The sequence below is a fragment of the Aquamicrobium terrae genome (genome assembly GCF_052978165.1).
Genome location: NZ_JBRKLZ010000002.1, coordinates 573,686 through 596,801 on the forward strand (window position 1 = coordinate 573,686; position 23,116 = coordinate 596,801).

Annotated in this window: 21 protein-coding genes; 8 read left to right on the forward strand and 13 right to left on the reverse strand. The window is 64.3% G+C overall.

Annotated elements, in window-relative coordinates:
* Positions 1–19: 19 nt before the first annotated feature.
* The 6 genes from ACVCNR_RS19945 to ACVCNR_RS19970 form a co-directional block, all read right to left on the reverse strand.
* The gene (locus ACVCNR_RS19945; RefSeq protein WP_447076199.1) at positions 20–1,255 is read right to left on the reverse strand and encodes a metal-dependent hydrolase family protein; all 1,236 of its coding nucleotides are present in this window, start codon (positions 1,253–1,255) and stop codon (positions 20–22) included.
* Positions 1,255–2,199 carry a succinylglutamate desuccinylase/aspartoacylase family protein gene (locus ACVCNR_RS19950; protein ID WP_354193676.1) on the reverse strand — a complete coding sequence of 315 codons (945 nt, stop codon included), beginning with the start codon at positions 2,197–2,199 and terminating at the stop codon, positions 1,255–1,257. Before ACVCNR_RS19950 ends, ACVCNR_RS19945 begins: the two co-directional genes overlap by 1 nt.
* A gap of 11 nt (positions 2,200–2,210) precedes the next feature.
* Positions 2,211–3,068 carry an ABC transporter permease gene (locus tag ACVCNR_RS19955; RefSeq protein ID WP_354193675.1) on the reverse strand — a complete coding sequence of 286 codons (858 nt, stop codon included), beginning with the start codon at positions 3,066–3,068 and terminating at the stop codon, positions 2,211–2,213.
* A gap of 3 nt (positions 3,069–3,071) precedes the next feature.
* Complete coding sequence (locus tag ACVCNR_RS19960; protein ID WP_354193674.1) at positions 3,072–4,052, reverse strand: ABC transporter permease; 981 nt, start codon at positions 4,050–4,052, stop codon at positions 3,072–3,074.
* A gap of 154 nt (positions 4,053–4,206) precedes the next feature.
* Positions 4,207–5,742: an ABC transporter substrate-binding protein gene (locus ACVCNR_RS19965; protein ID WP_447076200.1), complete on the reverse strand. Its 1,536-nt coding sequence runs from the start codon at positions 5,740–5,742 to the stop codon at positions 4,207–4,209.
* Positions 5,743–5,797: 55 nt separating this feature from the next.
* Positions 5,798–6,784: a GntR family transcriptional regulator gene (locus tag ACVCNR_RS19970; RefSeq protein WP_447076201.1), complete on the reverse strand. Its 987-nt coding sequence runs from the start codon at positions 6,782–6,784 to the stop codon at positions 5,798–5,800.
* A gap of 206 nt (positions 6,785–6,990) precedes the next feature.
* Here ACVCNR_RS19970 and ACVCNR_RS19975 point away from each other — a divergent pair, with 206 nt between their 5' ends.
* Genes ACVCNR_RS19975 through ACVCNR_RS19985 form a run of 3 tightly spaced genes read left to right on the forward strand, consistent with a single transcriptional unit; the run spans position 6,991 to position 9,124 of the window.
* A complete protein-coding gene (locus ACVCNR_RS19975) occupies positions 6,991–7,956 on the forward strand; it encodes an aldo/keto reductase (RefSeq protein WP_354193671.1) in 966 nt (321 codons plus the stop codon).
* Complete coding sequence (locus ACVCNR_RS19980) at positions 7,956–8,504, forward strand: hypothetical protein (protein WP_447076202.1); 549 nt, start codon at positions 7,956–7,958, stop codon at positions 8,502–8,504. The genes ACVCNR_RS19975 and ACVCNR_RS19980 overlap by 1 nt, the downstream gene beginning before the upstream one ends.
* The gene (locus tag ACVCNR_RS19985) at positions 8,477–9,124 is read left to right on the forward strand and encodes a hypothetical protein (RefSeq protein ID WP_447076203.1); all 648 of its coding nucleotides are present in this window, start codon (positions 8,477–8,479) and stop codon (positions 9,122–9,124) included. Before ACVCNR_RS19980 ends, ACVCNR_RS19985 begins: the two co-directional genes overlap by 28 nt.
* Positions 9,125–9,242: 118 nt before the next feature.
* On the opposite strand, the gene ACVCNR_RS19990 is transcribed toward ACVCNR_RS19985, so the two are convergent.
* Together ACVCNR_RS19990 and ACVCNR_RS19995 are read right to left on the reverse strand one after the other, a co-directional pair.
* Complete coding sequence (locus ACVCNR_RS19990; protein WP_447076204.1) at positions 9,243–9,872, reverse strand: UdgX family uracil-DNA binding protein; 630 nt, start codon at positions 9,870–9,872, stop codon at positions 9,243–9,245.
* 26 nt (positions 9,873–9,898) lie between these two features.
* Complete coding sequence (locus ACVCNR_RS19995) at positions 9,899–10,867, reverse strand: SDR family oxidoreductase (RefSeq protein WP_354193668.1); 969 nt, start codon at positions 10,865–10,867, stop codon at positions 9,899–9,901.
* A 184-nt stretch (positions 10,868–11,051) separates the two neighbouring features.
* On the opposite strand from ACVCNR_RS19995, the gene ACVCNR_RS20000 reads away from it, so the two are divergent.
* The 3 genes from ACVCNR_RS20000 to ACVCNR_RS20010 all read left to right on the forward strand — a co-directional run bounded on the left by ACVCNR_RS20000 (position 11,052) and on the right by ACVCNR_RS20010 (position 14,284).
* Positions 11,052–11,558, forward strand: coding sequence for a YciE/YciF ferroxidase family protein (locus ACVCNR_RS20000; RefSeq protein WP_354193667.1), 507 nt, complete (start codon positions 11,052–11,054; stop codon positions 11,556–11,558).
* A 73-nt stretch (positions 11,559–11,631) separates the two neighbouring features.
* Complete coding sequence (locus tag ACVCNR_RS20005) at positions 11,632–11,799, forward strand: hypothetical protein (RefSeq protein WP_447076205.1); 168 nt, start codon at positions 11,632–11,634, stop codon at positions 11,797–11,799.
* A gap of 208 nt (positions 11,800–12,007) precedes the next feature.
* Positions 12,008–14,284, forward strand: a complete 2,277-nt coding sequence (locus ACVCNR_RS20010; RefSeq protein WP_447076206.1) for a TonB-dependent receptor family protein — start codon at positions 12,008–12,010, stop codon at positions 14,282–14,284.
* 16 nt (positions 14,285–14,300) lie between these two features.
* On the opposite strand, the gene ACVCNR_RS20015 is transcribed toward ACVCNR_RS20010, so the two are convergent.
* The 5 genes from ACVCNR_RS20015 to ACVCNR_RS20035 all read right to left on the reverse strand — a co-directional run bounded on the left by ACVCNR_RS20015 (position 14,301) and on the right by ACVCNR_RS20035 (position 20,036).
* A complete protein-coding gene (locus tag ACVCNR_RS20015) occupies positions 14,301–15,254 on the reverse strand; it encodes a sugar-binding transcriptional regulator (protein ID WP_354193664.1) in 954 nt (317 codons plus the stop codon).
* A gap of 204 nt (positions 15,255–15,458) precedes the next feature.
* Positions 15,459–16,451, reverse strand: coding sequence for an ABC transporter permease (locus tag ACVCNR_RS20020; protein WP_447076207.1), 993 nt, complete (start codon positions 16,449–16,451; stop codon positions 15,459–15,461).
* A 14-nt stretch (positions 16,452–16,465) separates the two neighbouring features.
* A complete protein-coding gene (locus ACVCNR_RS20025; protein ID WP_447076208.1) occupies positions 16,466–17,989 on the reverse strand; it encodes a sugar ABC transporter ATP-binding protein in 1,524 nt (507 codons plus the stop codon).
* A 21-nt stretch (positions 17,990–18,010) separates the two neighbouring features.
* The gene (locus tag ACVCNR_RS20030) at positions 18,011–18,958 is read right to left on the reverse strand and encodes a substrate-binding domain-containing protein (protein ID WP_354193661.1); all 948 of its coding nucleotides are present in this window, start codon (positions 18,956–18,958) and stop codon (positions 18,011–18,013) included.
* Between the two features lie 106 nt (positions 18,959–19,064).
* Positions 19,065–20,036, reverse strand: coding sequence for a carbohydrate kinase family protein (locus tag ACVCNR_RS20035; RefSeq protein ID WP_447076209.1), 972 nt, complete (start codon positions 20,034–20,036; stop codon positions 19,065–19,067).
* 254 nt (positions 20,037–20,290) lie between these two features.
* Between ACVCNR_RS20035 and ACVCNR_RS20040 the strand changes: the two genes are divergently transcribed.
* Positions 20,291–21,325 (forward strand): zinc-dependent dehydrogenase, encoded by a 1,035-nt coding sequence (locus ACVCNR_RS20040; RefSeq protein ID WP_354193872.1) that lies wholly within the window; start codon positions 20,291–20,293, stop codon positions 21,323–21,325.
* Positions 21,318–23,048: a glycerol-3-phosphate dehydrogenase/oxidase gene (locus ACVCNR_RS20045; RefSeq protein WP_447076210.1), complete on the forward strand. Its 1,731-nt coding sequence runs from the start codon at positions 21,318–21,320 to the stop codon at positions 23,046–23,048. Before ACVCNR_RS20040 ends, ACVCNR_RS20045 begins: the two co-directional genes overlap by 8 nt.
* Positions 23,049–23,116 lie beyond the last annotated feature (68 nt).

Here is a 23,116-nt window from a genome sequence, read left to right on the forward strand (position 1 = left end):
CCGGCACGGGCTGGGCGTTTTACGCCTGATGCAACTCGGACTTGACGAACTTCCCGCGCGCCATGATCGCGGGCATGCGGGCGCCGTCTCCGGCAAGCAGCGAGATATCCTCCAGGGGATTGCCGGCAACGACCAGAAGGTCGGCGCAGGCGCCCGGCGCGATAATGCCGATCTCACCTTCGAGCCGGCACAGCTTCGCGCCGATGACGGTGGCAGAACGGACGATCTCGGCCGGCGTCAGCACGCGCGCCAATATCTCGAACTCCATGCAGCGATAGCGACGCAGAGCGCCGAGAAGGTCGGAGCCGAAAGCCATTGGCAGGCCGGCCTCGCGCATGATCTCGAGCGAGCGCAGGCCGCCCTTCTGCACCACCTTGATCTTGGCGAATTCGGCCGCCCCCAGCCCCAGCGCCTTGCCCTCGATGGCAAGCGCGTCATAGGCGACGAGTGTTGGCACGGCGATGCAGCCGCGCTCTGCGGCAAGCGCCGCTGTCTCGGGCTCGATCAGGTTGCAGTGTTCGAGCGAGTGCACGCCCAGCTCGACGCAACGCCGGATCGCCCGGTCGGTATAGACATGGGCCGAGACATAGAGGCCGGCGTTCTCCGCTTCCTCCACCATGGCCGCGATCTCGTCGCGCGAATACTGGATCGAGTGGATCGGGTCATTGGGCGAAGAGACACCGCCATTGGCCATGACCTTGATGAACTTGGCGCCTTCCTTGATCTGCTTGCGGCATTCGGCGCGCACATTGTCGACGCCGTCGGTGACGACGCCCATCGAACCCAGCCGGTCGGACATCATGTCGGGGCGCCCGTCGGTACGCCCGCGCAGGTCGGAATGGCCGCCGGTGGTGGTCAGCGCCTTGCCGCAGATGATGAGGCGGGGGCCCTTGATCAGCCCCTCCTCCAATGCCAGCACGAGGCCGAGATCGGCCCCGCCGAGATCGCGCAGCGTGGTGAAGCCGCGCGACAGCGCCTCTTCCATCACCCTTGCCGAGCGCAGCGCGGCGAGCGAGGATGGCGCCGTGACGTTGCTCCACAGGTCGAGGCTTTCGGCCGTGACATGGACATGGCAGTCTATCAGTCCCGGCATCAGCGTGTGGCCGCGAAGGTCCAGCTCCACCACATCCCGTGGACGCTCGAGGCCGGCACCCACAGCGACGATGCGGGTGCCGCTGACCAGGACCTCGGCCTCGATCAGCCGTCCCGCTTCCGCGTCCAGCACGCGGCCGTTGGTGAAGAGTGTGTCCGGCATCAGTCGCTCGCGCCTTCCATGTTGCCCACCATGAAGCCGTAGTCGCCGGCATTGACCAGATTGCGGGTCAGGTGCTGCATGATCATCACGCCGTTCCTGAAAGGCGTCCGGATCTCCTCCAGCGTCTCGAAGGTGTAGGGCGAGACAACCCGGCCCAGAAGCTGGTCGCCGGAGATGAACTCGCCATTTGCCGGGCACAGCGGCTCCAGCCAGCCGCCATGGACAGGTCGAATGCCGGCCAGCTCGGTGACCACGATCTGCTTGGGATTGGGTGCTGCCTCGCCGGAGATGGTGCCACGCACGCGCAGCATGTTGAGAATGCCGTCCAGAGTGCGCTTGCAATAGGGGCCCTGATCGACAATGCCGCCGCCAAGCTCGATCACCACCGAGGAGATGCCGAGCGTCTCGATGGTGACGGCCTTGGTGGTGCCGGCAAAGGTCGTGCCCTGCTTGCCCTGCACCGGGCGGTACAGAACCCTGGAACCGAAGGCACGCGACAGCTCTTCGTCGTTCTCGATATAGACATAATCGACGGTCGGCCGGTCGGTGCCCGAATGCAGGTCGATATGCACGTCGATCTTCTGGAAGAACTCGCGCACCAGCGCATGGGCGAGCTGCTGGCTGTAGGTGCCGTTGGGATTGCCGGGGAACTGTCGGTTGAGGTCGAGTTCGTCAATCGTCGAGAAGCGGTGGTTGACCGCGAACGCATAGGGATTGACCACCGGCAGGAGCAGGACACGGCCCTTGAGCGGCATGTCCTTGAGCACGCGGTAAAGGTCGAGGATTACCTGGCTGCCAGTGTTCTCGTTGCCGTGAATGGAGGCGGAGATACCGATGGTCGGGCCATCCTGTTCGCCCACCAGCTCATGCATGACGAGCACGGCGTCGTTGCCATCGGCCATGGTGGTGAATTTCGGCCGCAGCACGTTAATCGATTTTACCATTTACCAGTTCCTTACTTTGATTTTGCGCCGCCACGCGAAAGCTGGCGCGGATCGAGCACGTCGCGCAGCCCATCGCCAAGCAGGTTGAAGCCCAGCACCGTGATCATGATCGCGGCGCCCGAGACGATGGAAAGCCACGGTTCATCCCGCAGGAAGCGGGTGCCGTAGGAAAGCGTCCAGCCCCAGGTCGGCTGCGGTGGGGGCAGTCCGAATCCGAGGAAACTGAGCGCGGATTCCGCGAGGATGGCGGTGCCCAGGCCCAGCGACGACAGCACGATGATGGGGCCGAGCGCATTGGGCAGGATCTCGCGGAAGATGACGCGCGTGTGGCTGGCGCCGAGCGACCGTGCCGCCTGCACATAGACCTGCTCGCGCAGCACCAGCGTCGCGGCGCGCACCACGCGCGCATATTCGGCCCATGCGACCACGGCAATGGCGACGGCGACGTTGATCACGCCCGGCCCCAACGCCGCCACGATGGCCAGCGCCAGGACGATGGCCGGAAAGCCGAGGAAGATGTCGGCGATGCGCATCAGCAGCATGTCGACCCAGCCGCCGAAATAGCCGGAGACCAGCCCGACCACGGTGCCGACGAGGGCAGAAACGGCGACTGCGGTCAGCGCGATGCTCAGCGAGATGCGGGCGCCGTAGACCATGCGCGACCACAGATCCCGTCCGAAATTGTCGGTGCCCAGCCAATGCTCCCAGGTGGGACCGGAGAAGCGGTTGGCCATGTCGATCTGCTCGACCGCATGGGTCGCCACCTGCGGCGCGAAGACGGCCAGAAGGAAAATCGTCAGCGTGATCACGGCGCCGAGGATCAGCGAGACGTTACGCAGTTTCTTGGGAACACGCAGGGAAATGGCCATGGTTCAGCTCAGCCTCACGCGCGGATCGACGACGGCGTAGAGCAGGTCGACGACGAGGTTCACCAGCGCGAAGATGATCGCGAAGGTCAGCACGATGCCCTGTATCAGCGGGAAGTCGCGCTGCGAGATGGCGGCGACGGTCAACTGGCCGAGGCCCGGCCAGGCGAAGATGCTTTCGGTCAGCACCGCGCCGCCGAGCAGCGCGCCGAAGCGCAGGCCGATCACCGACAGGACCGGCAGCAGCGCGTTGCGCAAGGCATGACGATAGACCACCCGCCGCGGCGCGACGCCCTTGGCCAGGGCGGTGCGCACGAAATCCTCGCGCAGCACTTCCAGCATCGAGCTGCGCACCAGCCGCGATATGATCGCCGCCGAATTGGCCGCCAGCGCCAGCGCCGGCAACGCCATGTGGGACAGCGAATCCCACAAGGTCTGCGGTCGCCCCGACATGAGGTCGAGCAGGCCCTGACTGAGCGGCGCTCCGCGGCCGATGGCCGGCAGCCAGCCGAGATTGACGGCAAAGGCCAGCATGAGCAGCAGGCCGAGCCAATATACCGGCATCGACACGCCAAGCTGCGCCACCAGCATGGCCAGCGTGTCGACAAGCCCACCCTGCCGCACGGCGGCGACGACGCCCAGGAACATGCCCACCATGGTAGCGATGATCAGGGCCACGACGGCCAGCTCGATCGTGGCGCCGAGCCGCTCGTAGATGATCGAGGCGACCGACTGGTTCTGGAACCAGGAGCGGCCCATGTCGCCCTGCAGGAGGGCGATGGAATAATCCCATAGCCGCAGATACCACGGGTTTTCCAGTCCAAGCTGCTGGCGCATGGTGGCGATGGCCTCCGGGGTGGCATCCTGGCCGAGCAGGATGGCCGCCGGGTCTCCCGGAATGATCAGCAGCAGGCAGAATGTCACCACCACCATACCGATCGCCATCGGTATCAGCAGCAGCAGTCGCCGCAGGATATAGCTCAACATGGGATTTCGTTCCGATGATCCATGGGACAGCAGGGCAAGAAGGACTGTTGCGGCAGCCGGCTCCGGTCATGCGGCTCCTGTATGGAACAGGATACCGCACCGCGACGGACGACTTTCTGGCTTCAGCCCTTCAGGATCCTCGTCGTTCAGGCCCCTAGTCGTTCAGGCCTATGACGCCGCGCAGGTTGCCGCGCGGGTTCGCCTGGACCTTTTCCACCGGCAGGTCCTTGGCGTAGAACATCTGGTAGCCCTGCGCCGAGATGATGTAGTAGGGCACGTCCTCGGCAATGATGCGGGCGGCTTCCTGATAGGCCTTGGCGCGCTCGGCACGGTCCGTCTCGGTGCGGCCGCGGTTCAGCTGCTCGTCGACCTTGGGGTTCGAGTAGCCGGCCCAGTTGTTGCCGCCGCCAGTGGTGAGCTGCGAGTAGAGCAGCCGGTCGGGATCGACGATCCCCAGCCAGCCGAGCAACGCGATCTGGTGCTCGCCTTTCTGGACATAGTTGGTCGAGAAGGACGCCCAGTCGCTGATGCGGGTCTCGGCCTTGATCCCCGCCATCTCGAAGATGGCCTGTAGATATTCCACCGCCTGGACACGGTTCGGATCCTCGGTATGGGTGGCGATGGTGACCGTCAGCGGCTTGCCGCCCTTGTCGAGGATGCCGTCGCCATTGCTGTCGGTCCAGCTGAGCTGGTTGAAGGCGGCGACTGCGGCAGCCGGATCGAACTTCGGCTGCGAGATCGACGCGTCATAGGCCCAGGACGAAGGCAGGAGCACGGAATGCGTCACCTCGTCCACGCCCTGATAGATGTCGCGCACCAGCGTTTCCTGATCGACCAGCATGGCGAAGGCGCGTCGCATCGCCGGGTCGGAGAGCAGCGGATCCTTGACGCCGAAATTCAGGTAGGTGATGCCGAGGCCTGCCATGATCGCATGGCCGAAGCGGTCGTCGGCGCTCAGGCGCTTGACGTCCTGGGGGGAAAGCGGCGACTGGATGACGTCCAGGTTGCCGGCCTCGAAGGCCTGCGCGCGGGCCGAGTTGTCACCGATGATCTTCACCGTCATTTCGGTGACGGTCGGCGCCTTGCCCCAGTAGTGTTCGTTGGCGGCCAGCACCATTTCGCTGCCGCGGGTCCAGCGCACCAGCTTCATAGGCCCTGCTCCGACCGGCTTTAGCGCGAAGTCCGCCCCGTTCCCGGCCAGCGCCTTCGGCACAATGCCCATGTCGAGATAGCTCAGCAGCGGCGCATAGGGTGCGCTCAGGGTGAACTTGACGGTGCGCGGATCGACCGCCTCGACCGCCTTGATCGGCGTGTAGAGCGCCTGCTGGGGCGCGCCGAATTGTGGATCGGTCAACGCCTGATAGGTGTAGACCACATCGTCGGCCGTGAGCGGCGAGCCGTCCGAGAAGGTCAACCCCTCGCGCAGATGAAAGATGAAGGTGGTGGGATCGGGCGTTTCCCAGCTTTCGGCCAGGTCCGGCACCGCCTCCAGCGAGGGGGTGAGATGGACGAGACCGGAAAACAGTAGGTCGCCGATGCGCATTGCGGTCGAGTCACGCGCCAGCCGCGGATCGAGCGTGCCGGCATCGACATCGACGCCGATGGTGATCTTCGTGTCGGCCACGGCGGCCGAATTGTGCGACATGGCCAGGAACACGGCCAGGCCGGCCGAAAGAAGCAGCTTTTTCATTCTCTTCCCTTTTGTCTTCTGCTCGCGCGCGAACCTCCCGGCACGAACGCAAAACCTATGCGACGCGAATGTCTCCCTGCCGCAACTGCGCGAGGCGGGGGACCAGCACCGAGCGCAGAAAGCTCGGGTCCGGCGCGTGGCGGAACTCGAAGCAGGCCACGCCCGGCGCCACCAGGGCGGCGATGCGATCCGCGCCGGTGGCGAAGATCACCGCGCCGGAGCGGTCGATTTCCTCGGCCAGGTTTTCCGCCGAGGACCAGGTGACGTTGATCTCCGCCAGATGCGGCGCGAACTCCCGGATGGTCGGCCGCATTATGGCGATGTAGTCCTTGAGATGGGTGACCCCCAGAACCGGCGTCTGCGGCTCCAGCGAAGCCAGGTTCTGCCGGGTCTGCTGCGAGGGAATGAAGCGCAGCCCCAGCACCTTGTCGGAGCCGATGAGGCGGCGGGCATCCGCCTCGCGATGGACGAAGGTCAGCACCAGATGGGCGGCGCGACAGGCATCCAGCTCCGGCCCCGGCTGCGATATCTGGTCGAAGGTAACCAGCGTGATCTCCTCCCCCGCCTCCATGCAGGGTTGAATCTGGCGCACGTAGTCGCGCCCGGCCTCCTCGAAGATGCACACGAACACCACGTTCAGCCGCCGCCGCGCATCGCGCATCATGGATTGCGCGTTCAGCATCGATATCAGCGACATGGTCGAGACGCCGAGTTCCGAGGCCCGTCCCAGCAGCCTGTCGATATCGTCGCGCAGCAAAGAGACATTGGAAGGCGCCACATCGGCAGACGCGGCCGGCACGATCACGAAGGCGCCCTGCCCCTGATGCGTCTCGATCAGCCCGTCGTTGCGCAGCTGCCTGTAGACCTGCGCCACCGTCATCGGCGCGACGCCGATATCAGCCGCGAGCTGTCGGATGGACGGCAGCCGGTCGCCATAGCTGTAGCCGCCGAACGCCAGCATGTAGCTGAGCAGCCCGTGGAGCTGGGTGCCCACGGGAACCGGCAGGCTCTTGTCGATGCAGTTGGCGTCGAGAGTGAACATGTGTGATAGTTAAATAGAACAGTTGACCTTTGGCAAGCGATTTTCTTGAATGCACATGAGCAGCGGGAAAACCGCACCAAAAACGCCGGAAATCGATCCGGAATTAAGGATTTTTCGCAAAACCTGTCGTAATCCCCTATGACGCAGGCATAAACTCGGCCCGAATCTCGGGCAGAATCCCAATCCTCAGGAGGAGGTGTGTACTAATGGAATATATCAATCTTGGTCTAACTGGCCTGAAAGTGTCACGCCTGGCATTGGGCTGCATGACATTCGGTTCCCCTTCCTGGGCTCCCTGGGTTCTGGGCCCGCACGATGCGCGGCCGATCATCTTCAAGGCGCTGGAGCTTGGCATCAATTTCTTCGACACGGCCGACATGTACTCGCTGGGTGCCAGCGAGGAGGTGCTGCGCGAGGCGCTGGCCGACGTGCCGCGCCATCGGCTTGTGATCGCTTCCAAGCTTTACAATGCCATGAGCGACGACCCCAACGACCGCGGCCTGTCGCGCAAGCATGTGTTCGAAGCGGTCGATGCCAGCCTCAAGCGGCTCGGCACCGACTATATCGACCTATACCAGTTGCATCGCTTCGACTACGGGACCCCGCTGGAGGAAACGCTGGATGCGCTCAACGACGTGGTGCGCGCCGGCAAGGTGCGCTATCTCGGCGCCTCGTCCATGTTTGCCTGGCAGTTCATGAAGGCGCTCGGTCTGCAACGCGCCAACGGCTGGGCGCCGTTCGTCTCCATGCAACCCCACTACAACCTGATCTACCGCGAGGAAGAGCGCGAGATGCTGCCCATGTGCCGCAGCGAGGGCATCGGCGTCATCCCGTGGAGCCCGCTGGCGCGCGGCCGGCTGGCCGGGCGCAGCGGGACCACGCGGACCGATACGGACCGTACCGCCAGCGCCCTCTATGACCGCAGCCAGGAGCAGGACGAGGCCGTGGCCGCCGCGGTGCGCCAGGTGGCGGAACGCCATGGCCGCCCGATGGCGCAGATCGCCTATGCCTGGGTGGCAAGCCGCCCCGGCATCACCGCGCCCATCGTCGGCATCTCCAAGCTTCACCAGTTCGACGATGCCATTGCCGCGCTCGAGGTGAAGCTCTCCGATGAGGATGTCGCTCTCATGGAAGCTCCCTACCAGCCGAAACCCGTCGCGGGGCATGTGTGATGGAACTGGGACGCCAGCTTGCCCGGTTGACGGCAGGTATCGACAGCCTCTATCGCGCCGCCAACCGTGGCGCGGGGTTCCTCAATGCGGAAGGATTGATCCCGGTGGCCATGGCCGCAGGGATCGCACCGCAGGCGCTTCGTGACTATGACGAAGCGGAGGAGGCACTCATCGACTTCCGCTCACGGCTTGGCGATGCCGAGACGGCGCTGCGCCGTGACTGGCTCGACGAGATGTCGGATTCCCTTCTGGCGCTGGTCGCAACCTTTCGCGGCGACCCGATCAGCTTCGGCGAGCGGCTGGAGCGCCAGATCAGGGTTCCGCTCAAGGCCGTGCCGCAGCCGATCATCGACGGCCTGCATTCGGAAATCCGTTCGGCACTGGACGAACTCGGTTTCCGGGGCGGATCCTGGCCGAGGATCATGCACGCTGGGCCGAAGGCGCCGTCATTCCCACCGACACGGTGCTGGCGGTCATCGCCGATTATCAGGCCGAGGCCCGTGCCCGCTGTGCGGCGCGCATGTTCGCTTTCGACGACGAATGGATGACGCCGGTGGGTTGCAATGCAGCCCCCTTCTCCGCCTATTGCGACTATCCCAGCCGGCAGATGCTGCTGAATCTCGATTTCCCCTACACGGCCTTCAGCCTGAAGCATCTGGCCACGCACGAAGCCTTCCCCGGCCATCTGGTGCACATGAAGCTGCGCGAGATCGCGGTTGCCGAGGAACGCATGCCGCTCGAAGCTGCGCAGGTTGTTACCAGTTCCGCCAGTTCCGCCCTGTACGAAGGCATAGCCGACAACGGCCTGCACTTCCTCGACTGGATCGAGGGACCGGAGGACCGGCTGGGATTGGCATTGCAGAAGCTGCGCAGCGCGCTGCGCTGCACGGCGGCATGGATGCACCATGGCGAGGGCCGACCGCTCGACGAGATCGTGCCCGAGATCGCCGCGGCGTCCTTGCAGGACCTTACCACGACGCGTTCGCGCCTCGCTTTCCTCGCGCACGACCTGCGCGCTCCCTTCGTCCATGCCTATTGGTGCGGCTACACCGCGGTGAATGAAATCTGGACCAGCGTCGAGACGGAACGCCGCCGGGATTTCTGGGCGTTTCTCTACGGCCACATGCACACGCCGCGAACGCTGGCGCAGCATTGGGAGAGGGTCTGATCGGGCGGCAAGAACCTTCATGGAGCCGAGCCCAAGGAAGCGACGACGTTCGGAGAGCAGTCACGTGCCGGGGGCAAAGCTGAAGGTCGGGTTCTGACAAATCACGCAACCGCCGCTGTCATTCGCCGGCAAGCTGCCAGGCACGTCGAAGGTCGGCGATGAAGCCCTCGTGTTCCCGCGCCCGGCTGTCGGCATCGCGGATGCGTAACAGATAGGACGGATGGACCGTCACGATCAGCGTGGTGCCGTCTTCCGTTTCGCGGGCGCGGCCCCTCAGCGCGGAAATCGTCAGCGGGCGCCCCAGAAGCGCGCGCACTGCCGTCGCACCCAGCGCCACCAGCACTGCCGGCGCCACCAGCCTGCGTTCCTGTTCCAGCCACCACCGGCATTGCTCGATCTCGCCCGCATTGGGGCGCTTGTGGAGGCGCCGCTTGCCGCGCGGCTCGAACTTGAAGTGCTTGACCGCATTGGTGAGGAACACCGAAGCGCGCGGAATCCCGGCCTCGGCCAAAGCCGCATCGAGAAGCCGGCCGGCCGGCCCGACGAAGGGGCGTCCCGCAATGTCCTCCTTGTCTCCCGGCTGTTCACCGACAAGCATCAGCCGTGCCCGCCGCCTCCCTTCGCCCGGGACGACCTGGGTGGCGTGCTTATAAAGAGGGCAGCGCGTGCAACCGGCTTCGGCCTGCTCAAGCTGTGCAAGCGTGCCGATCCGCGTTTCTGCATCGTGGGTGTCGACAGAAGGCATCATCCCGATCCGATGCTCGACACAACCGGTTAGTAGCCGCCGATGATCGGCAGTATCTCGCCGGTGATGTAGCTGGAGCACTGGGGTGAGGCGAGGAACACATAGGCCGGGGCGATCTCCTCCGGTTGGGCCGGGCGTTTCATCGGCGTCTTTGCGCCGAACTGCGACACATCGGCTGCGTCCTTGTCCGAGGGGTTCAGCGGTGTCCAGACCGGGCCCGGCGCCACCGCATTGACCCTGATCCCCTTGCCGATCAGATTGCCTGCCAGCGCGCGGGTGAAGGCGTGGATGCCGCCCTTGGTCATGGAGTAGTCGACCAGCGCCTTCGAACCGTCGATGCCGGTGACGGAACCGGTATTGATGATCGCCGAACCGCTCTTCATATGCGGAACGGCCGCCTTGGCCATGTGGAAGTAGCCATAGAGATTGGTCTTCACCGTGGTGTCGAAATGCTCTTCCGTCAGGTCCTCGAACCTGTCGGCATGAATCTGGAAGGCGGCATTGTTGACCAGTATGTCGAGCCGGCCGAACGCATCGACGACCCGCGCCACCGCTTTTTCGCAGACGCTGCGCTTGGACACATCACCACTCAGCACCAGACAACGCCTGCCTTCCTTCTCGACCGCCTTGCGGGTGACTTCCGCGTCGCCTTTTTCAGCAAGATGGTGGATGGCGACATCCGCCCCCTCACGGGCGAACAGCACCGCCACCGCCCGCCCGATGCCCGAATCCCCGCCTGTTATGAGAGCGACCTTGCCCTCCAGCTTTTGCGAACCCTTGTAGAAGGGGGCGTCATAGAGAGGCGCGGGCTCGAGCACCCGCTCCAGGCCTGGTTTGGGGTAATGCTGCCGGGGGAACGGCGGCACGGGATATTTGCGGGCGCCGGCCTGCATGGGTCTGGCGGCCGGCTTTCGGGCGGGCTTGCGGTCGATTTTCTTCTGGATACGCCTTTGCCTGGCGGCCGCCGTGCGCGTGTCATTCGAACCGGTGCTGGCCATTTTAACCTCCACGTGTCGAGAATGAAGGGTCAACGCCCGAAACCGGCGAGAGTTCATATTCGGGCGCCCTGTTCACAATTCGCCCTGCCCTGAAAGCTTGCGGAACAATCCTCCCAAGGCCGCGTTAGGCCCGTGTCGAAGGCGACAAATCCCCTTGAACCCGAGAAAGCGGAGGACCAACGCAATGGGTTTCTTTTCGAAAGACATCAAGTCGCTCGACGATCTCTTCGTCCACACCTTGCGCGACATCTACTATGCGGAAAAGCAGATCGAGAAAGCGCTTCCGAAGATGATCGACAAGGCCACCAATCCAGCCCTCAAAGCCGGATTCGAGAAGCATTTGCAGGAGACGAAGGGGCACATCGAGCGGGTCGAGCAGGTTTTTGAGATGCACGACGTCAAGGCCAAGGCCGTGAATTGCCCCGCCATCGACGGCATCCTCGAGGAGGCCGACGAAGTTACCGGGGACGTGGATGACAAGCAGGTGCTGGATGCCGCGCTCATCGCTTCGGCGCAGGCCGTCGAGCATTATGAGATCACCCGGTATGGCACCCTGATCGCCTGGGCCAAGGAACTGGGCCGCTCCGACTGCGCCGCGGTTCTGGAGCAGAACCTCCAGGAAGAGAAGGCCACGGACAAGAAACTGACCGAGATGGCCGAGTCGCGGATCAACCTGCAGGCCGCGGAATAGACCGTTCTGGCTGGCCGGCGGTGCGGGCCGCCGGCCAGGCCATGCGCCGTTCGCACATGAAGGAGTTTGCCTCATGATCGATCCCCGAAAGAACCTGCCCTATGACGACGACCCGGATGTGCGCTATCTCGCCGAACACACCGACCTTTCCCCGTTGCAAGCCCGCGAGCTGATCGAAAAGCATGGCCGCGACCGGAAAAAGCTCCTGGAAATTGCCCGTACCATGAAAGCGGAAGGCTGAAGCGCAGGCTGGGTGCTGCAGATTAAACTGGAGAATCTTTCTCCAGTTTGTTCCAGCGCAAAGAAGCGCTTGTCGATCGGCATTATCTGCGCCCGGATGGGGTTGGGTCGAGGGGCCTGCCCGCCGCTTGGGCTGACCGGCGGGACGTACCCATGAATGGTTGGTTTCAGGATGTCACGCCGCTGTTCCGGCGTGCGAGGGGGCATGTATGCGCGATTGGCGGATCGAAGCGAACTCAGGCTACGCGCACGCAAGGCCACGTCGTGCTGTTGGCGGGTTTGCGCTGCGGCTCTCAGCCGCGACCGGCCTTGCACTGGCCGCCACCGGCACATGCGCGCTGGCCCAGTCGGCAACGCCGGGTTCGTCCATCCTGCTCGAACCCATCGTCGTCGATGGCCCGGCGGCAGAGCCGGTTGCGGAACGTTTCGGGGCCCTGCCCGGTGGCGTCGCGCTGGTGAACGAAAGCGACAGGCCGGCCACCGCCAACCAGACCGTTTCCAGCACATTGCGCTGGGTTCCTGGCGTGGTCGTGCAGGATTTCTTCGGCGGCAACGACCAGCCGCGCGTACAGATCCGCGGCTCCGGCCTCCAGCAGAACCCGGTGGAGCGCGGTGTGCTGGTGCTTCAGGACGGCCTGCCGCTCAACCGGGCGGATGGCTCCTACGCGGTCGGTTTCGCTAATCCGGGCAAGGCCGACTCGGTCGAGGTCTATCGCGGCTACATGGCAAACCGGCTTGGGGCCACGGTACTCGGCGGTGCGCTCAACTTCGTCTCGCCCACCGGCTCGCAGCACCCGGGCCTGCGCCTTGGGGTCAGCGGCGGCTCGTTCGGGCAGGCCGGCATTGCCGGGCAGGCCGGCTTCCAGACTGGCACGCTCGACGGCCTGTTCCAGGTCGACGTCACCCGTCGTGATGGTTTCCGCGACTACAACACCTCCGAGCGCGCCAGCCTCGGTGGCAATATCGGCTTTGAGCTCTCCGACGCGGTCAGGACGCGCATCTTCGCCGGCTATACCGATCTCGGCTTCGACGTGGCCGGCCCGCTGACCAGGAGCCAGTTGGAGACCGACCCGCGCCAGGTCCACACCGGGCCGACACTGACGCCCAACGGAGCGATCAATCCCGGCCCGAACGTGTGGCGCGACAAGCCACGCCGCGAAGCCAGCCAGTTCCTCATCGGTTCGCGCACCACGGCGGAGTTTGACCGGCACCTGATCGACGTGGCGCTCGGCTACACCTTCACCGACGACATGTTCCGCTTCCCCGTCTCGTCGGGCATCCGCGAGACCAGCGGCGGCGACTTCACCGGCGTGGTGCGCTATGCCTATGGTGCCGATGAGGGTGCGCCGCTGCCGCTGTTCGAGACCACAGCGCAGTATTCGCTCGGATCGGCGACGCGCGACCACTATCTGAACGCCGCCGGTGAAAAGGGCGCCCTGTTCGGCTCGAACGATCTCGACGCCTCGACCCTGTCGGCGCATGCCGGCTTCAACATCCCCCTGGGTCAGTCCTTTACACTTTCGCCGGCGATCGCCTACGCCCACGCCACGCGCGACAGCCGCGACCGTTACGGTCTGCCGACGCGGCCGACGCTTGCCTTCAATCCGGCCAACCCTACCCAGCGCGTGCCGGACGGGGCCGTCCCGTCGCAGGACACGAGCTACGACCGCAGCTACAATGGCTGGAGCCCCAGCCTCGGCCTGACCTACCGGCCGAACGAGTCCAACACCTTCTTCGCCGCCGTCAGCCGCAGCTTCGAGCCGCCGACCCATGACGATCTGCTGGCCACCATCAACGGCACGCCCAACAGCAGCGCCGGGCGCCCCAATCCGGGCGCTCCGAACGCGCCGGCGGATGTGTTCCGCACGCCGGACCTGAAGGCCCAGACTGCGACGACCATCGAGGGCGGCTGGCGCGGCGATGCCGGGCAATTCACCTGGGATGGCGTTGCCTACTATTCCTGGATCGACAACGAACTGCTCAGCCTGCGAGATGCCACCGGAGCTCCGCTCGGCGCGGTCAATGCCGATGAAACCCGGCATCTCGGCCTCGAACTGGGTGTGTCGGCACAGATCGCTGCCGACTGGCACGCCCGTGTGGCCTACACCTATCAGGACTTCCGGTTCCATGGCGATCTGCTGCGCGGCGACAACCGCCTTGCCGGCGCGCCGCGGCATGTCATCAACGCCATGCTCCGCTACGATGTCAACGAGAACTGGTCTGTCGAGGGTGCGGTGCGGTGGAATCCCGAAAAGACCCCCGTCGACAACATGAACACGCTCTATGCCGACCCCTATGTGGTGGTGGACCTGCGCACCCAGGTGAAGATCGGCGACAATCTCTCCCTGTTCGGCGAGATCACCAATGTGTTCGACGAGAAATATGCCGGTTCCACCCTGATCGTCGATCAGGCCCGCCCCGACCAGGCCGCCTTCCTGCCGGGCGATGGGCGCGGTTTCTTCGTCGGGCTGAAGGCGGGGTATTGACCGGGTAGAGGAAACGTCAAGGCGGTGTTTCGACGAGGCGTTCGGCGACGACCTCGTCGGTAATCAGCACATGTGGGCGCAACAGCCGGATCGATGCCTGGATCACCTGGTATTTATGCCATCCGCCTGACGCCAGCACGATCTTGCGGGCATTGACCAGATCGCGGGGATCGACCGCCACCACCCGGTCGTTGACAGGGTGGTCGATCACCTCGCCCTCGGCATTGATGAAGCGGCACAGGATATCACCGACCGCTCCGGCACGGTGCAGCGAGGCCAGTTCGTCCCGCTCCAGCAGGCCGTATTCGGCGAAGGTCGATTGCGGCGACAGATCGCCGACACTCAATATCGCCATGTCGAGCTGTGTGGCGCGGTGGAATATCTCGCGTATGCCCGGATGCGTCATCAGCGCCTCGCGGGTGCGCACATCGGGCGCGAAGACCGGCGCGGCCAGCATGTAGCAGCTTGCCGCGAGCCGATCGGCGAAACGCCATGCGAATTCGCTGGGGTTCACCGAACTGACCTTGGTCAGGCCGCCGAGCAGGGAAACGACGGTCATCTCGGAATGGCCGTTGCCGGCGATGGCCGGCAGGCTGGAACTCAGCGTCCGCCCCCAGCCGAGGCCAATGGTCATGCGGTCCGCCAGATTGTCGGCAATGTAGGCGCCGAGCACCGAGCCGATGATCTGTGAGACCTGCTGCGCCTCGCGGGGGTCCGGGATGACGATGGCGCGCTCGATGCCGTGCGTGGTCTCGATCCGGCGCTCCAGTTCCACGCAGCGGCTGAGCCTCGCCGTCACCCTGATCTGGACGGTGCCGTCCTGACGCGAGGCGGACAGCATGCGCAGAACCCGCGTGCGGTGGATGCCGACCTCCTGCGCGATCTGGTCCTGTGTCATGCCCTCCATGTAGTAGAGCCAGGCCACGCGCGCCTTGAGGTCTTCCGTCAGTTCCGCCTCGCCCTGTTTCATCGACCTTCCGCACCAGAGCAATTCCAGCAAAAAGTGCGACGCGGTGTTTGCGCCCGGAATTGCATAGAAATATAGAGCCGGACCGTTTCACGATTCCGGGAAAAGTGAAACGCTCCAGCGCCGTGCTGCCACGGCCTCATCACCTTCTTACCCGTTTGGCGACGGTGATAAAGCCACGCCGCTCCAGTTTCGCACAGGCGCGGTTCAACCGCGCCGACGGAAGAGGTCGACAAGGACCGCAATCAGCACGACACCGCCGACGATCACGCGCTGCCAGAAACCCGAAACGTTGAGCAGCACCGTGCCATTTGCCAGAACCGCCAGCAAGAGTGCGCCCAGCATCGTGCCGATGATGGACCCCTGCCCGCCCCGCAGGCTCGTGCCGCCGAGGATGGCGGCGGTGATGGCGCCCATCAGCCAGCCCTCGCCCACCGAAGGCTGGCCGGCGTCCATGCGGCTGGCGAACAGGATGCCGGCCAGCGCGGCGAACATGCCGGCAAGGCCGAAGGCGACCAGTTCGACATATTTGACGCGGATGCCGGCGAGCACCGCGGCATCGCGATTGCCGCCCACGGCGAAGATGTTGCGGCCGAAACGCGTTTGCGTGAGCATCCAGATGAGGATGATGCCGGCGGCAATAAAGATGAGGACCGGCACCGGCACGCCGAATATATCGCCCCTGCCGAACACTGCGAATGTCTCGCCGAGCGGGCGGATCGGGTAGCCCTTGGTGATGACCAGCGTCATGCCGGCAAAGATTTCCCATGTCGCCAGCGTCACGATGAAGGGGTTGAGCCGCAGTCCGGCGACGAACGCCCCGTTGATCAGGCCGAGCATGAGGCCGAAGACCATGGTGAGCGGGATGACGAGGTAAGGATGCACGCCGAACATCGTCAGAAGCAGCGAGCCGACGATGGCCGAAAGCCCCGCCGCCGCGCCCACCGAGAGATCTATGCCGCCGACCAGCAGCACCAGCGTCTGGCCGAGCGCGACCAGCCCCACGAAGGCGGCCTGGCGGGCGACGACCGACATATTGTAGGTCGACAGGAAATTGTCGGTGGCGAGCGACAGGACGGCGATCAGGACGATCAGCGCGACCAGAATGCCGCTCGCTTCCCATCGCCAGAACCGTGCAAGCAGCCCGGCACTTTTGCGAAGCTGGGGCGCCGATGCTGCGCTGTGGCTGTCAGCAGTCATTGCAATTTCCTCGTTCAACTCATGGCCGCCTGAAGCAGCGTTTCCGGCGTGGCATCGCGTGCGGGGAAGATCCCCTTCAGCCGCCCCTCGTGCATCACCAGGATGCGATCCGACACGTCGAGCACCTCCTCCATCTCGGAGGAGATGAAGATGACCGAGAGACCGGCCTTCTCGGTGAACATGCGCAACTGGCGCTGGATCTCGAACTTCGCGGCCACGTCGATGCCCCGCGTCGGCTCGTCCATGATGAGGATGCGGGAGTTCTTCATCAGCCACCGGCCGATGATGACCTTCTGCTGGTTGCCGCCCGACAGCGATGTGATCGGGTCCTTCGGGTGGCCGATCTTGATCTTCAGGTCGGTGACGAAGCGCTGCACCTCGTCGAACATGTCGGCGCTGCGCATATACGCCAGACCCCGGAACCTGTCGAGATTGGGCAGCGCCATGTTCTCGGCGATGCTGAGAAGCGGAAATATGCCTTCCTGCTTGCGCTCCTCGGGCAGGTAGACCAGGCCTTGCCTGATGGCGTCGGCGGGCGAATTTATTTCCGTCGGCTGGCCGGCGATCTCGATGTTTCCGGCATCGCGGCGCGTCAGGCCGAATATGCACTTGGCCACCTCGGTGCGGCCCGAGCCCACCAGCCCGGAGACGCCGAGGATTTCTCCTCGCCTGAGCGTGAAGCTGATGTCTTCGAATTCGCCCTGTCGGGTCAGCCCCGAAACCTTCAGCGCGGTTCCGGCCTCCTCGGGCACGATACGCGAGCCGGCATTGCCCTTGCCGACGATGCGGCCGGCCATCATGCGCACCATCTCGTCCTTGGACGTGGCTTTCGGCTCGAGTTCCCCGACATAGCGGCCATCACGCAGCACGGTTATGCGGTCGGACAGGTCGATGATCTCGTCCAGCCGGTGCGAGATGTAGAAGGCGGAGCCGCCGGCGGCGCGGAAGGCGTTGAGATAGGCGTAGAGCTTTTCCGTCTCGCGGTATGTCAGCGCGGCCGTGGGCTCGTCGAAGATGAGGATCTTCGCATCGGTCGCCGCCGCCCGGGCGATCTGCACCAGTTGCTGATGCGCCTTCGACAGCGCGGAAACCGGCATGCGCGGGTCGATCGTGTCGTCCACCGTGTGCAGATGCTCGATGGCCGCCTTGCGGGTTGCGCGCCAGTCGATGGTCAGGCCGCGCGTGATGTGCGCGCCGAGCATGATGTTTTCCGAGACCGACAGGTTTGGAACGAGGTTGACCTCCTGGGGCGCGATGGCGACGCCGGCCCGCTGGGCGTCTATCGGCGAATGGAAGACGACATGCTCGCCGTTTCGCAGAAGCTCCCCTTCTGAGGCAGGCAGCTTGCCGCAGAAGATGTTCATCAGCGTTGACTTGCCGGCGCCGTTCTCGCCGATGATGGCGTGGATCTCGCCCGGCCGGATGCCGACCGAGACGTCCTTCAGCGCCTGCACGACGCCGAAGGAGCGCGAGATGTTACGGGCTTCGAAGGCAAACGGATACATGGGCTCGCTCACGAAGGGGCGGAGCGCATTCACGGGCGCTCCGCCGACCAGAGGCTATTTGCATTCTTCCTTGGTGATGAAGCGCGACCCGGTGTTGTGGTCCCACGGATAGGTGTGGTTCTGGTTCATCGCCAGCATGTAGCGCACGGCCCAGTAGCCGATGTCCCACTGTCGCTGTGCCTTGAGCGCGGTGATCGTGCCTTCGCAGACGAAATCGACCGCCTCGGGCAGGTCGTCCATGCCGACCACCGCGACCTTGCCGCTCAGGCCCGCATTCTTGATGGCACGCGCCGCGCCGATGGGGTTCGACGCATTGGAGCCGAAGAAGCCGGCGATGTCGGGATGCGCCTGGAGCGCGTTCTCGGTCAGCGTCACGGCTTCCTCCAGAACGTCGTTGTCGGGCTGCTCGAACACGATCTGCATGTCCGGGTGGCTTTCCAGCGCCTTCTTGAAGCCCTGGATGCGCTCGACATGATCCGTCGCCGTCAGGCTGCCGGAGAGGATGCCGACCTTGCCCTTGCCGTCGAGATGCTTGGCCAGGTATTCGCCGAGGTCATAGCCGTCCTGATAGCTGTTCTTCTGGCCGACGAAGGGAAACTTCTCGTCGCAGAAAGAATTGAAGGTGTAGACGTTGAGGCCGGCATCCTTCGCCTCGGTCAGCATCTGCACATTGGTGGCCTGATCGAGACAGGCGACGGCAAGACCATCCGGCTTCTTGCCGATATTGGCCTCGATGCGCTGGTTCTGGTCAGTGACGTCGGCCTGCGGAGGCTGGTCCCAGATGACGTTGATCTTGATGCCTTCCTTGGCGATCTCTTCCGCTGCGAACTTGCTGCCTTCGGCAACCACGTCGTACCAGGGATGGATCACCTTCGGGATGAAGACGAAGGTGAGTTCCTTGTCGATCGGCTTGATCAGATCGGCCTGGCTCTGGGCCAGCGCACTGCCGGCAAGACATGCTGTCGCGACACCGCACATGGCGGCCAAGGTCTTCAGTTTCATGGTTTTCTCCTCACTCCATAAAAATCCGGTGTCGCCTGCATGAGGGCGTGCTCTCCCGGCCCGGAACAGTGCGCCCGGGCTACCCGTCTGCCATATGCGTGGATGCCTACTCCGCGGCCGCCAGACGGCGCTTCGTCGGTGTCTTCTGCATGAATTCCCAGGTGTGCTCGAACGAGCGCACACCTGCCTGCGATCCCAGCCCCGTGGCGTTGAGGGCCGACGTCGCCTGCGCAAACCTGACCGCCGTTTCGGGATCGAAATCGCGGCAGAGGGCGACCGCATAGCCGGCATCGAACGCATCGCCGCAGCCGCAGGTGCATTTCACATCGATGTCAAAGGCAGGAATGCTGAACGAGGTTCCTTGCGCGTCGCCGTAATGTGCGCCGCCCTCGCCCAGCGTGAATACGCATGCATTTGCACCACGATCCAGGAAGAACTTCACGCAATCCTCGATTGCTTCCAGACCGCTCAGCGCCTGCGCCTCCTCGATGGAGGGCATGAAGTAGTCGGTATAGGGCAGAACCGCATCGATATCCGGCAGGTCCGCGGGCGAGCCGGCGAACACATCCACCGTCGTCACGCAGCCGCGCGCCTTCGCATGCTTCATCAGCGCCGCGTTGGGCGCGCCGTCCATGCGGTCCATCAGGCCGACGCCGCCGAGGTGGAACACGCGCGCGTCCGTCACCTTGTCGAAGTCGGAGGGCTCGACGAGAAAGTCACCCGTTGCGCCCTTCATGTGCAGAGCCGGCCGTGATCCATCCTGTCGCGTGAGCACTATGGAAGAGGAGGTGCGTGAGCCTTCGATGCGCTGGAGCGTGCTGATGTCGACGCCGAACCCGGCGATCCGGTCCAGCACCCAGTCGCCCATCAGATCATAGCCGACACCGCCGACGGCAAGCGTGTTCAGGCCCATCTTGGCGGCGGCGATGGCGGCCACGCCGGCAGCGCCGGAGACCGCCATGGCGATCTCATCCAGCAGCACCGTGCCGCCGCCTTCCGGCACCGTCGAAAAGGGCCACCCCAGACAGTCGAACGTATAGAAGCCCATCGACGCATAGTCGTAACGCCAGTCAGCCACAGCCTCGCCTCCCAAACAGGTGAACTTTTGTACGGCTCACATCCTAACTGTGCATTGCCTGAGGCGACCCGTCAAGCGATTTGTGCATATATATCTCATCTGAATCACATAAATGCATGCCCCGTTTCGTCGATAAGGCCTGCAATTTCCCGATTCCGGCCGAGTAACATCGGTTTTTCCTGCCTGAATATGAATATCTTGACATTCAAAATGACAAATGTGCATCCTGAGGATGACCAACGGGAGTGAATGAAATGAAGGCCGGCGTGCTCACGGGCCCGAACGAACTGGTGCTGGACGAGGTGCCCGATCCGCAACTGGAAGCCGGAGACCTCCTCATAAGGGTCAAGGCCGCTACGGTCTGCGGAACCGACATCCGCATATTCCGAGGTCGCAAGACGATGGGCATCAGGTATCCGTCGATACTTGGGCACGAGTTCGCCGGCGAGGTGGTTGAGGGCGGCAACGGCAGATGGAAATCCGGCCAGGCCGTGTGCGTCTGCCCGGCCATTTCTTGCGGCCACTGCCAGCACTGTATTCGCGGCTATGAGAACCTGTGCCAGAACCTGCAGGCCGTGGGTTACGAGATCGATGGCGCCTTCGCCGAATATATCCGTATCCCCGCCGCCGGCGTGGAGCGCGGCAATGTGTTCGCCCTGCCCGAAGGCCTTTCCTTCGACAAGGCTTCCCTGGCCGAACCGCTCGCCTGTGTCATGAACGGCCAGGAGCAGGTGGGCGTCGACCGTGGCGACACCGTGGTCATCCTTGGGTCGGGGCCGATCGGTATCCTGCACATCAAGCTTGCCCGCCATGCCGGGGCGCATCGGATCATCGTCAGCGAACCGAATCCGTTGCGCCGCGCCGCGGCCCAGGCAGCGGGCGCGGATTTCACCGTCGACCCCACCGCCGAGAACCTCGGGGAGTTCGTCCGGGCACACACCGGCGGGCTGGGTGCCGACGTGGTCATCGTCGCCATCGGCGTGCCGGCGCTTGCCAATGATGCGCTGGGGCTTGTGCGCCATCGCGGCCGGGTCAGCCTGTTCGCCGGCTTCTCGGCCGGAGACAGGGCAGAACTGGACGTCAACGCCATTCACTACAACGAAATCCGTCTTACGGGCGCGTTCGGCCTCAGTCGCCTGCAATATGAAAATGCGCTCAAGCTCATCGCAGGCGGCCGCTTCGAGGTGGATTCCATGTTGACGCACCGCTTCGGCCTCGCGGAAATATCGGCGGCGCTGACGACGGCGGAACAGGGAACGGCGATCAAGGTGGCGGTCATCGATGCATGAAGCAGGCACCATGGCCGAAACCGCCGGCATCACTGACGGGACGCGCCCCTTCGCGCGTCCGATCCGCCAGCACTATCCGGTCGTCATACTGGGCGCCGGCATCAATGGCTCCGGCCTGTTCCGCGACCTTTGCGCCCAGGGCGTGGACTGCCTGCTGATAGACAAGGGCGATTTTTGCTCGGGCGCCAGCGCCGCTCCGTCTCGCCTCATCCACGGCGGCATCAAATATCTCGAGACTGGAGAATTCCGTCTGGTCAAGGAATCGGCGCTGGAGCGCAATCTGCTGCTGTGCAACGCGCCGCATTACGTGAAGCCGCTGGAAACCGTGCTGCCCATCCGTTCGACATGGGGTGGCCTGTGGGCCTCGACGTTGCGCTTCCTGCGCCTGAAATCCAGGCTGAACGACCGTGGCGCGATCATAACCAAGATCGGGCTGACCCTTTACGACCTTTATGGCCGTCATCGCCAGACCATGCCGTCGCATCGCTTTCTGCGCGGCCACACGCTGCGCCGCGAAATGCCGGATCTCGACCCGCAGGTCACTTTCGCCGGCATCTATCACGAAGGCCGCGTCACGCATGCCGAGCGGCTGGCCCTCGAGCTCGTCCGTGACGGCCTGGAACTCAACCCCGCCAGCACCGCCCGCAACTACGCCCCGGTCGTCGGGACCGGCGAAGGCGGCACCCTCCTGCTGCGGGAGGAGACGACCGGCAAGACACATTCCGTTGGCGCCGACATCATCGTCAACGCCAGCGGCGCCTGGATCGACAAGGTGAACGCCACGCTTGGCATCGACAGCCGGCACATGGGCGGCAACAAGGGCGCCCATCTGGTGGTGCGGCACCCTCGCCTGCTTGAGGCCCTGCAAGGCCGGATGATTTACTTCGGCACAAGCGACGGGCGCGTCAACCTGCTCTATCCGCTGATGGGCAACGTGCTTATCGGATCGACCGATATCCCGGTCGACGACCCTGACGAAGCGGCCTGCGATGAGACCGAAACGCAGTACCTGCTGGACGTTGTTTCGGAGATTCTCCCGGGTATCCGGCTGACGAAAGACGATATCGTCTTCACCTACTGGGGTGTGCGCCCCCTGCCGCGCGCCGATGGCCTCGATCCCGGCGCGGTAAGCCGCGATCATCACATCGCCGAGGATCGCCTGCCGGGAACCTCCATACCCGTGCTGGCGCTGATCGGCGGCAAGTGGACCACGTTCCGGGGCTTTTCCGAGCAGGCGGCCGATCGCGTTCTTGAGCAGTTGGGCAGGAAACGCAGGCAGGACACCCGCAACATGCGCATCGGCGGCGGCAGGAATTATCCCGCCGATGGCCGCCTGCGCCACGAGTTCCTGGCCGATCTCGCGAAGAGCGGCGGAACGGACTTGCGCCGCGCCACGATCCTGTTCGAACGCTACGGCACCTATGCCCACGCGATCGCCGGCGAAACCGGAAATGGCGAGGTGCTGGAGGGCTTGCCCGACTACTCCCGTCCGGAGCTTGCTTTCCTGTGCCACAGCGAATCCGTGGTGACGCTGTGCGATCTGCTCTTTCGCCGCACCGACATCGCTCTTGGTGGAAAACTGTCCACCCGCGTTATCGAGACGACGGCCCAGATCGCCGCAGAAGTGCTCGGCTGGGACGCCGCACGGACAAAAAGCGAAATCGCCGAGACCATACGCCAGGCACGCCTGCACAATGCAGGCGTGGTTCGGCCGCCCACGTAAAGATCCTCCATGCCGCCCGCCCTTCCCCGCTGGCGGCGCGCCATCTGCCCGCTTTTTTCTACACATCC

What these genes read in the sequence shown, in the direction of transcription:
- ACVCNR_RS19945 (WP_447076199.1), bottom strand. Translation starts at nt 1,255, where the DNA reads ATGCCGGACACACTCTTCACCAACGGCCGCGTGCTGGACGCGGAAGCG.
- ACVCNR_RS19950 (WP_354193676.1), bottom strand. Translation starts at nt 2,199, where the DNA reads ATGGTAAAATCGATTAACGTGCTGCGGCCGAAATTCACCACCATGGCC.
- ACVCNR_RS19955 (WP_354193675.1), bottom strand. Translation starts at nt 3,068, where the DNA reads ATGGCCATTTCCCTGCGTGTTCCCAAGAAACTGCGTAACGTCTCGCTG.
- ACVCNR_RS19960 (WP_354193674.1), bottom strand. Translation starts at nt 4,052, where the DNA reads ATGTTGAGCTATATCCTGCGGCGACTGCTGCTGCTGATACCGATGGCG.
- ACVCNR_RS19965 (WP_447076200.1), bottom strand. Translation starts at nt 5,742, where the DNA reads ATGAAAAAGCTGCTTCTTTCGGCCGGCCTGGCCGTGTTCCTGGCCATG.
- ACVCNR_RS19970 (WP_447076201.1), bottom strand. Translation starts at nt 6,784, where the DNA reads ATGTTCACTCTCGACGCCAACTGCATCGACAAGAGCCTGCCGGTTCCC.
- ACVCNR_RS19975 (WP_354193671.1), top strand. Translation starts at nt 6,991, where the DNA reads ATGGAATATATCAATCTTGGTCTAACTGGCCTGAAAGTGTCACGCCTG.
- ACVCNR_RS19980 (WP_447076202.1), top strand. Translation starts at nt 7,956, where the DNA reads ATGGAACTGGGACGCCAGCTTGCCCGGTTGACGGCAGGTATCGACAGC.
- ACVCNR_RS19985 (WP_447076203.1), top strand. Translation starts at nt 8,477, where the DNA reads ATGTTCGCTTTCGACGACGAATGGATGACGCCGGTGGGTTGCAATGCA.
- ACVCNR_RS19990 (WP_447076204.1), bottom strand. Translation starts at nt 9,872, where the DNA reads ATGATGCCTTCTGTCGACACCCACGATGCAGAAACGCGGATCGGCACG.
- ACVCNR_RS19995 (WP_354193668.1), bottom strand. Translation starts at nt 10,867, where the DNA reads ATGGCCAGCACCGGTTCGAATGACACGCGCACGGCGGCCGCCAGGCAA.
- ACVCNR_RS20000 (WP_354193667.1), top strand. Translation starts at nt 11,052, where the DNA reads ATGGGTTTCTTTTCGAAAGACATCAAGTCGCTCGACGATCTCTTCGTC.
- ACVCNR_RS20005 (WP_447076205.1), top strand. Translation starts at nt 11,632, where the DNA reads ATGATCGATCCCCGAAAGAACCTGCCCTATGACGACGACCCGGATGTG.
- ACVCNR_RS20010 (WP_447076206.1), top strand. Translation starts at nt 12,008, where the DNA reads ATGCGCGATTGGCGGATCGAAGCGAACTCAGGCTACGCGCACGCAAGG.
- ACVCNR_RS20015 (WP_354193664.1), bottom strand. Translation starts at nt 15,254, where the DNA reads ATGAAACAGGGCGAGGCGGAACTGACGGAAGACCTCAAGGCGCGCGTG.
- ACVCNR_RS20020 (WP_447076207.1), bottom strand. Translation starts at nt 16,451, where the DNA reads ATGACTGCTGACAGCCACAGCGCAGCATCGGCGCCCCAGCTTCGCAAA.
- ACVCNR_RS20030 (WP_354193661.1), bottom strand. Translation starts at nt 18,958, where the DNA reads ATGAAACTGAAGACCTTGGCCGCCATGTGCGGTGTCGCGACAGCATGT.
- ACVCNR_RS20040 (WP_354193872.1), top strand. Translation starts at nt 20,291, where the DNA reads ATGAAGGCCGGCGTGCTCACGGGCCCGAACGAACTGGTGCTGGACGAG.
- ACVCNR_RS20045 (WP_447076210.1), top strand. Translation starts at nt 21,318, where the DNA reads ATGCATGAAGCAGGCACCATGGCCGAAACCGCCGGCATCACTGACGGG.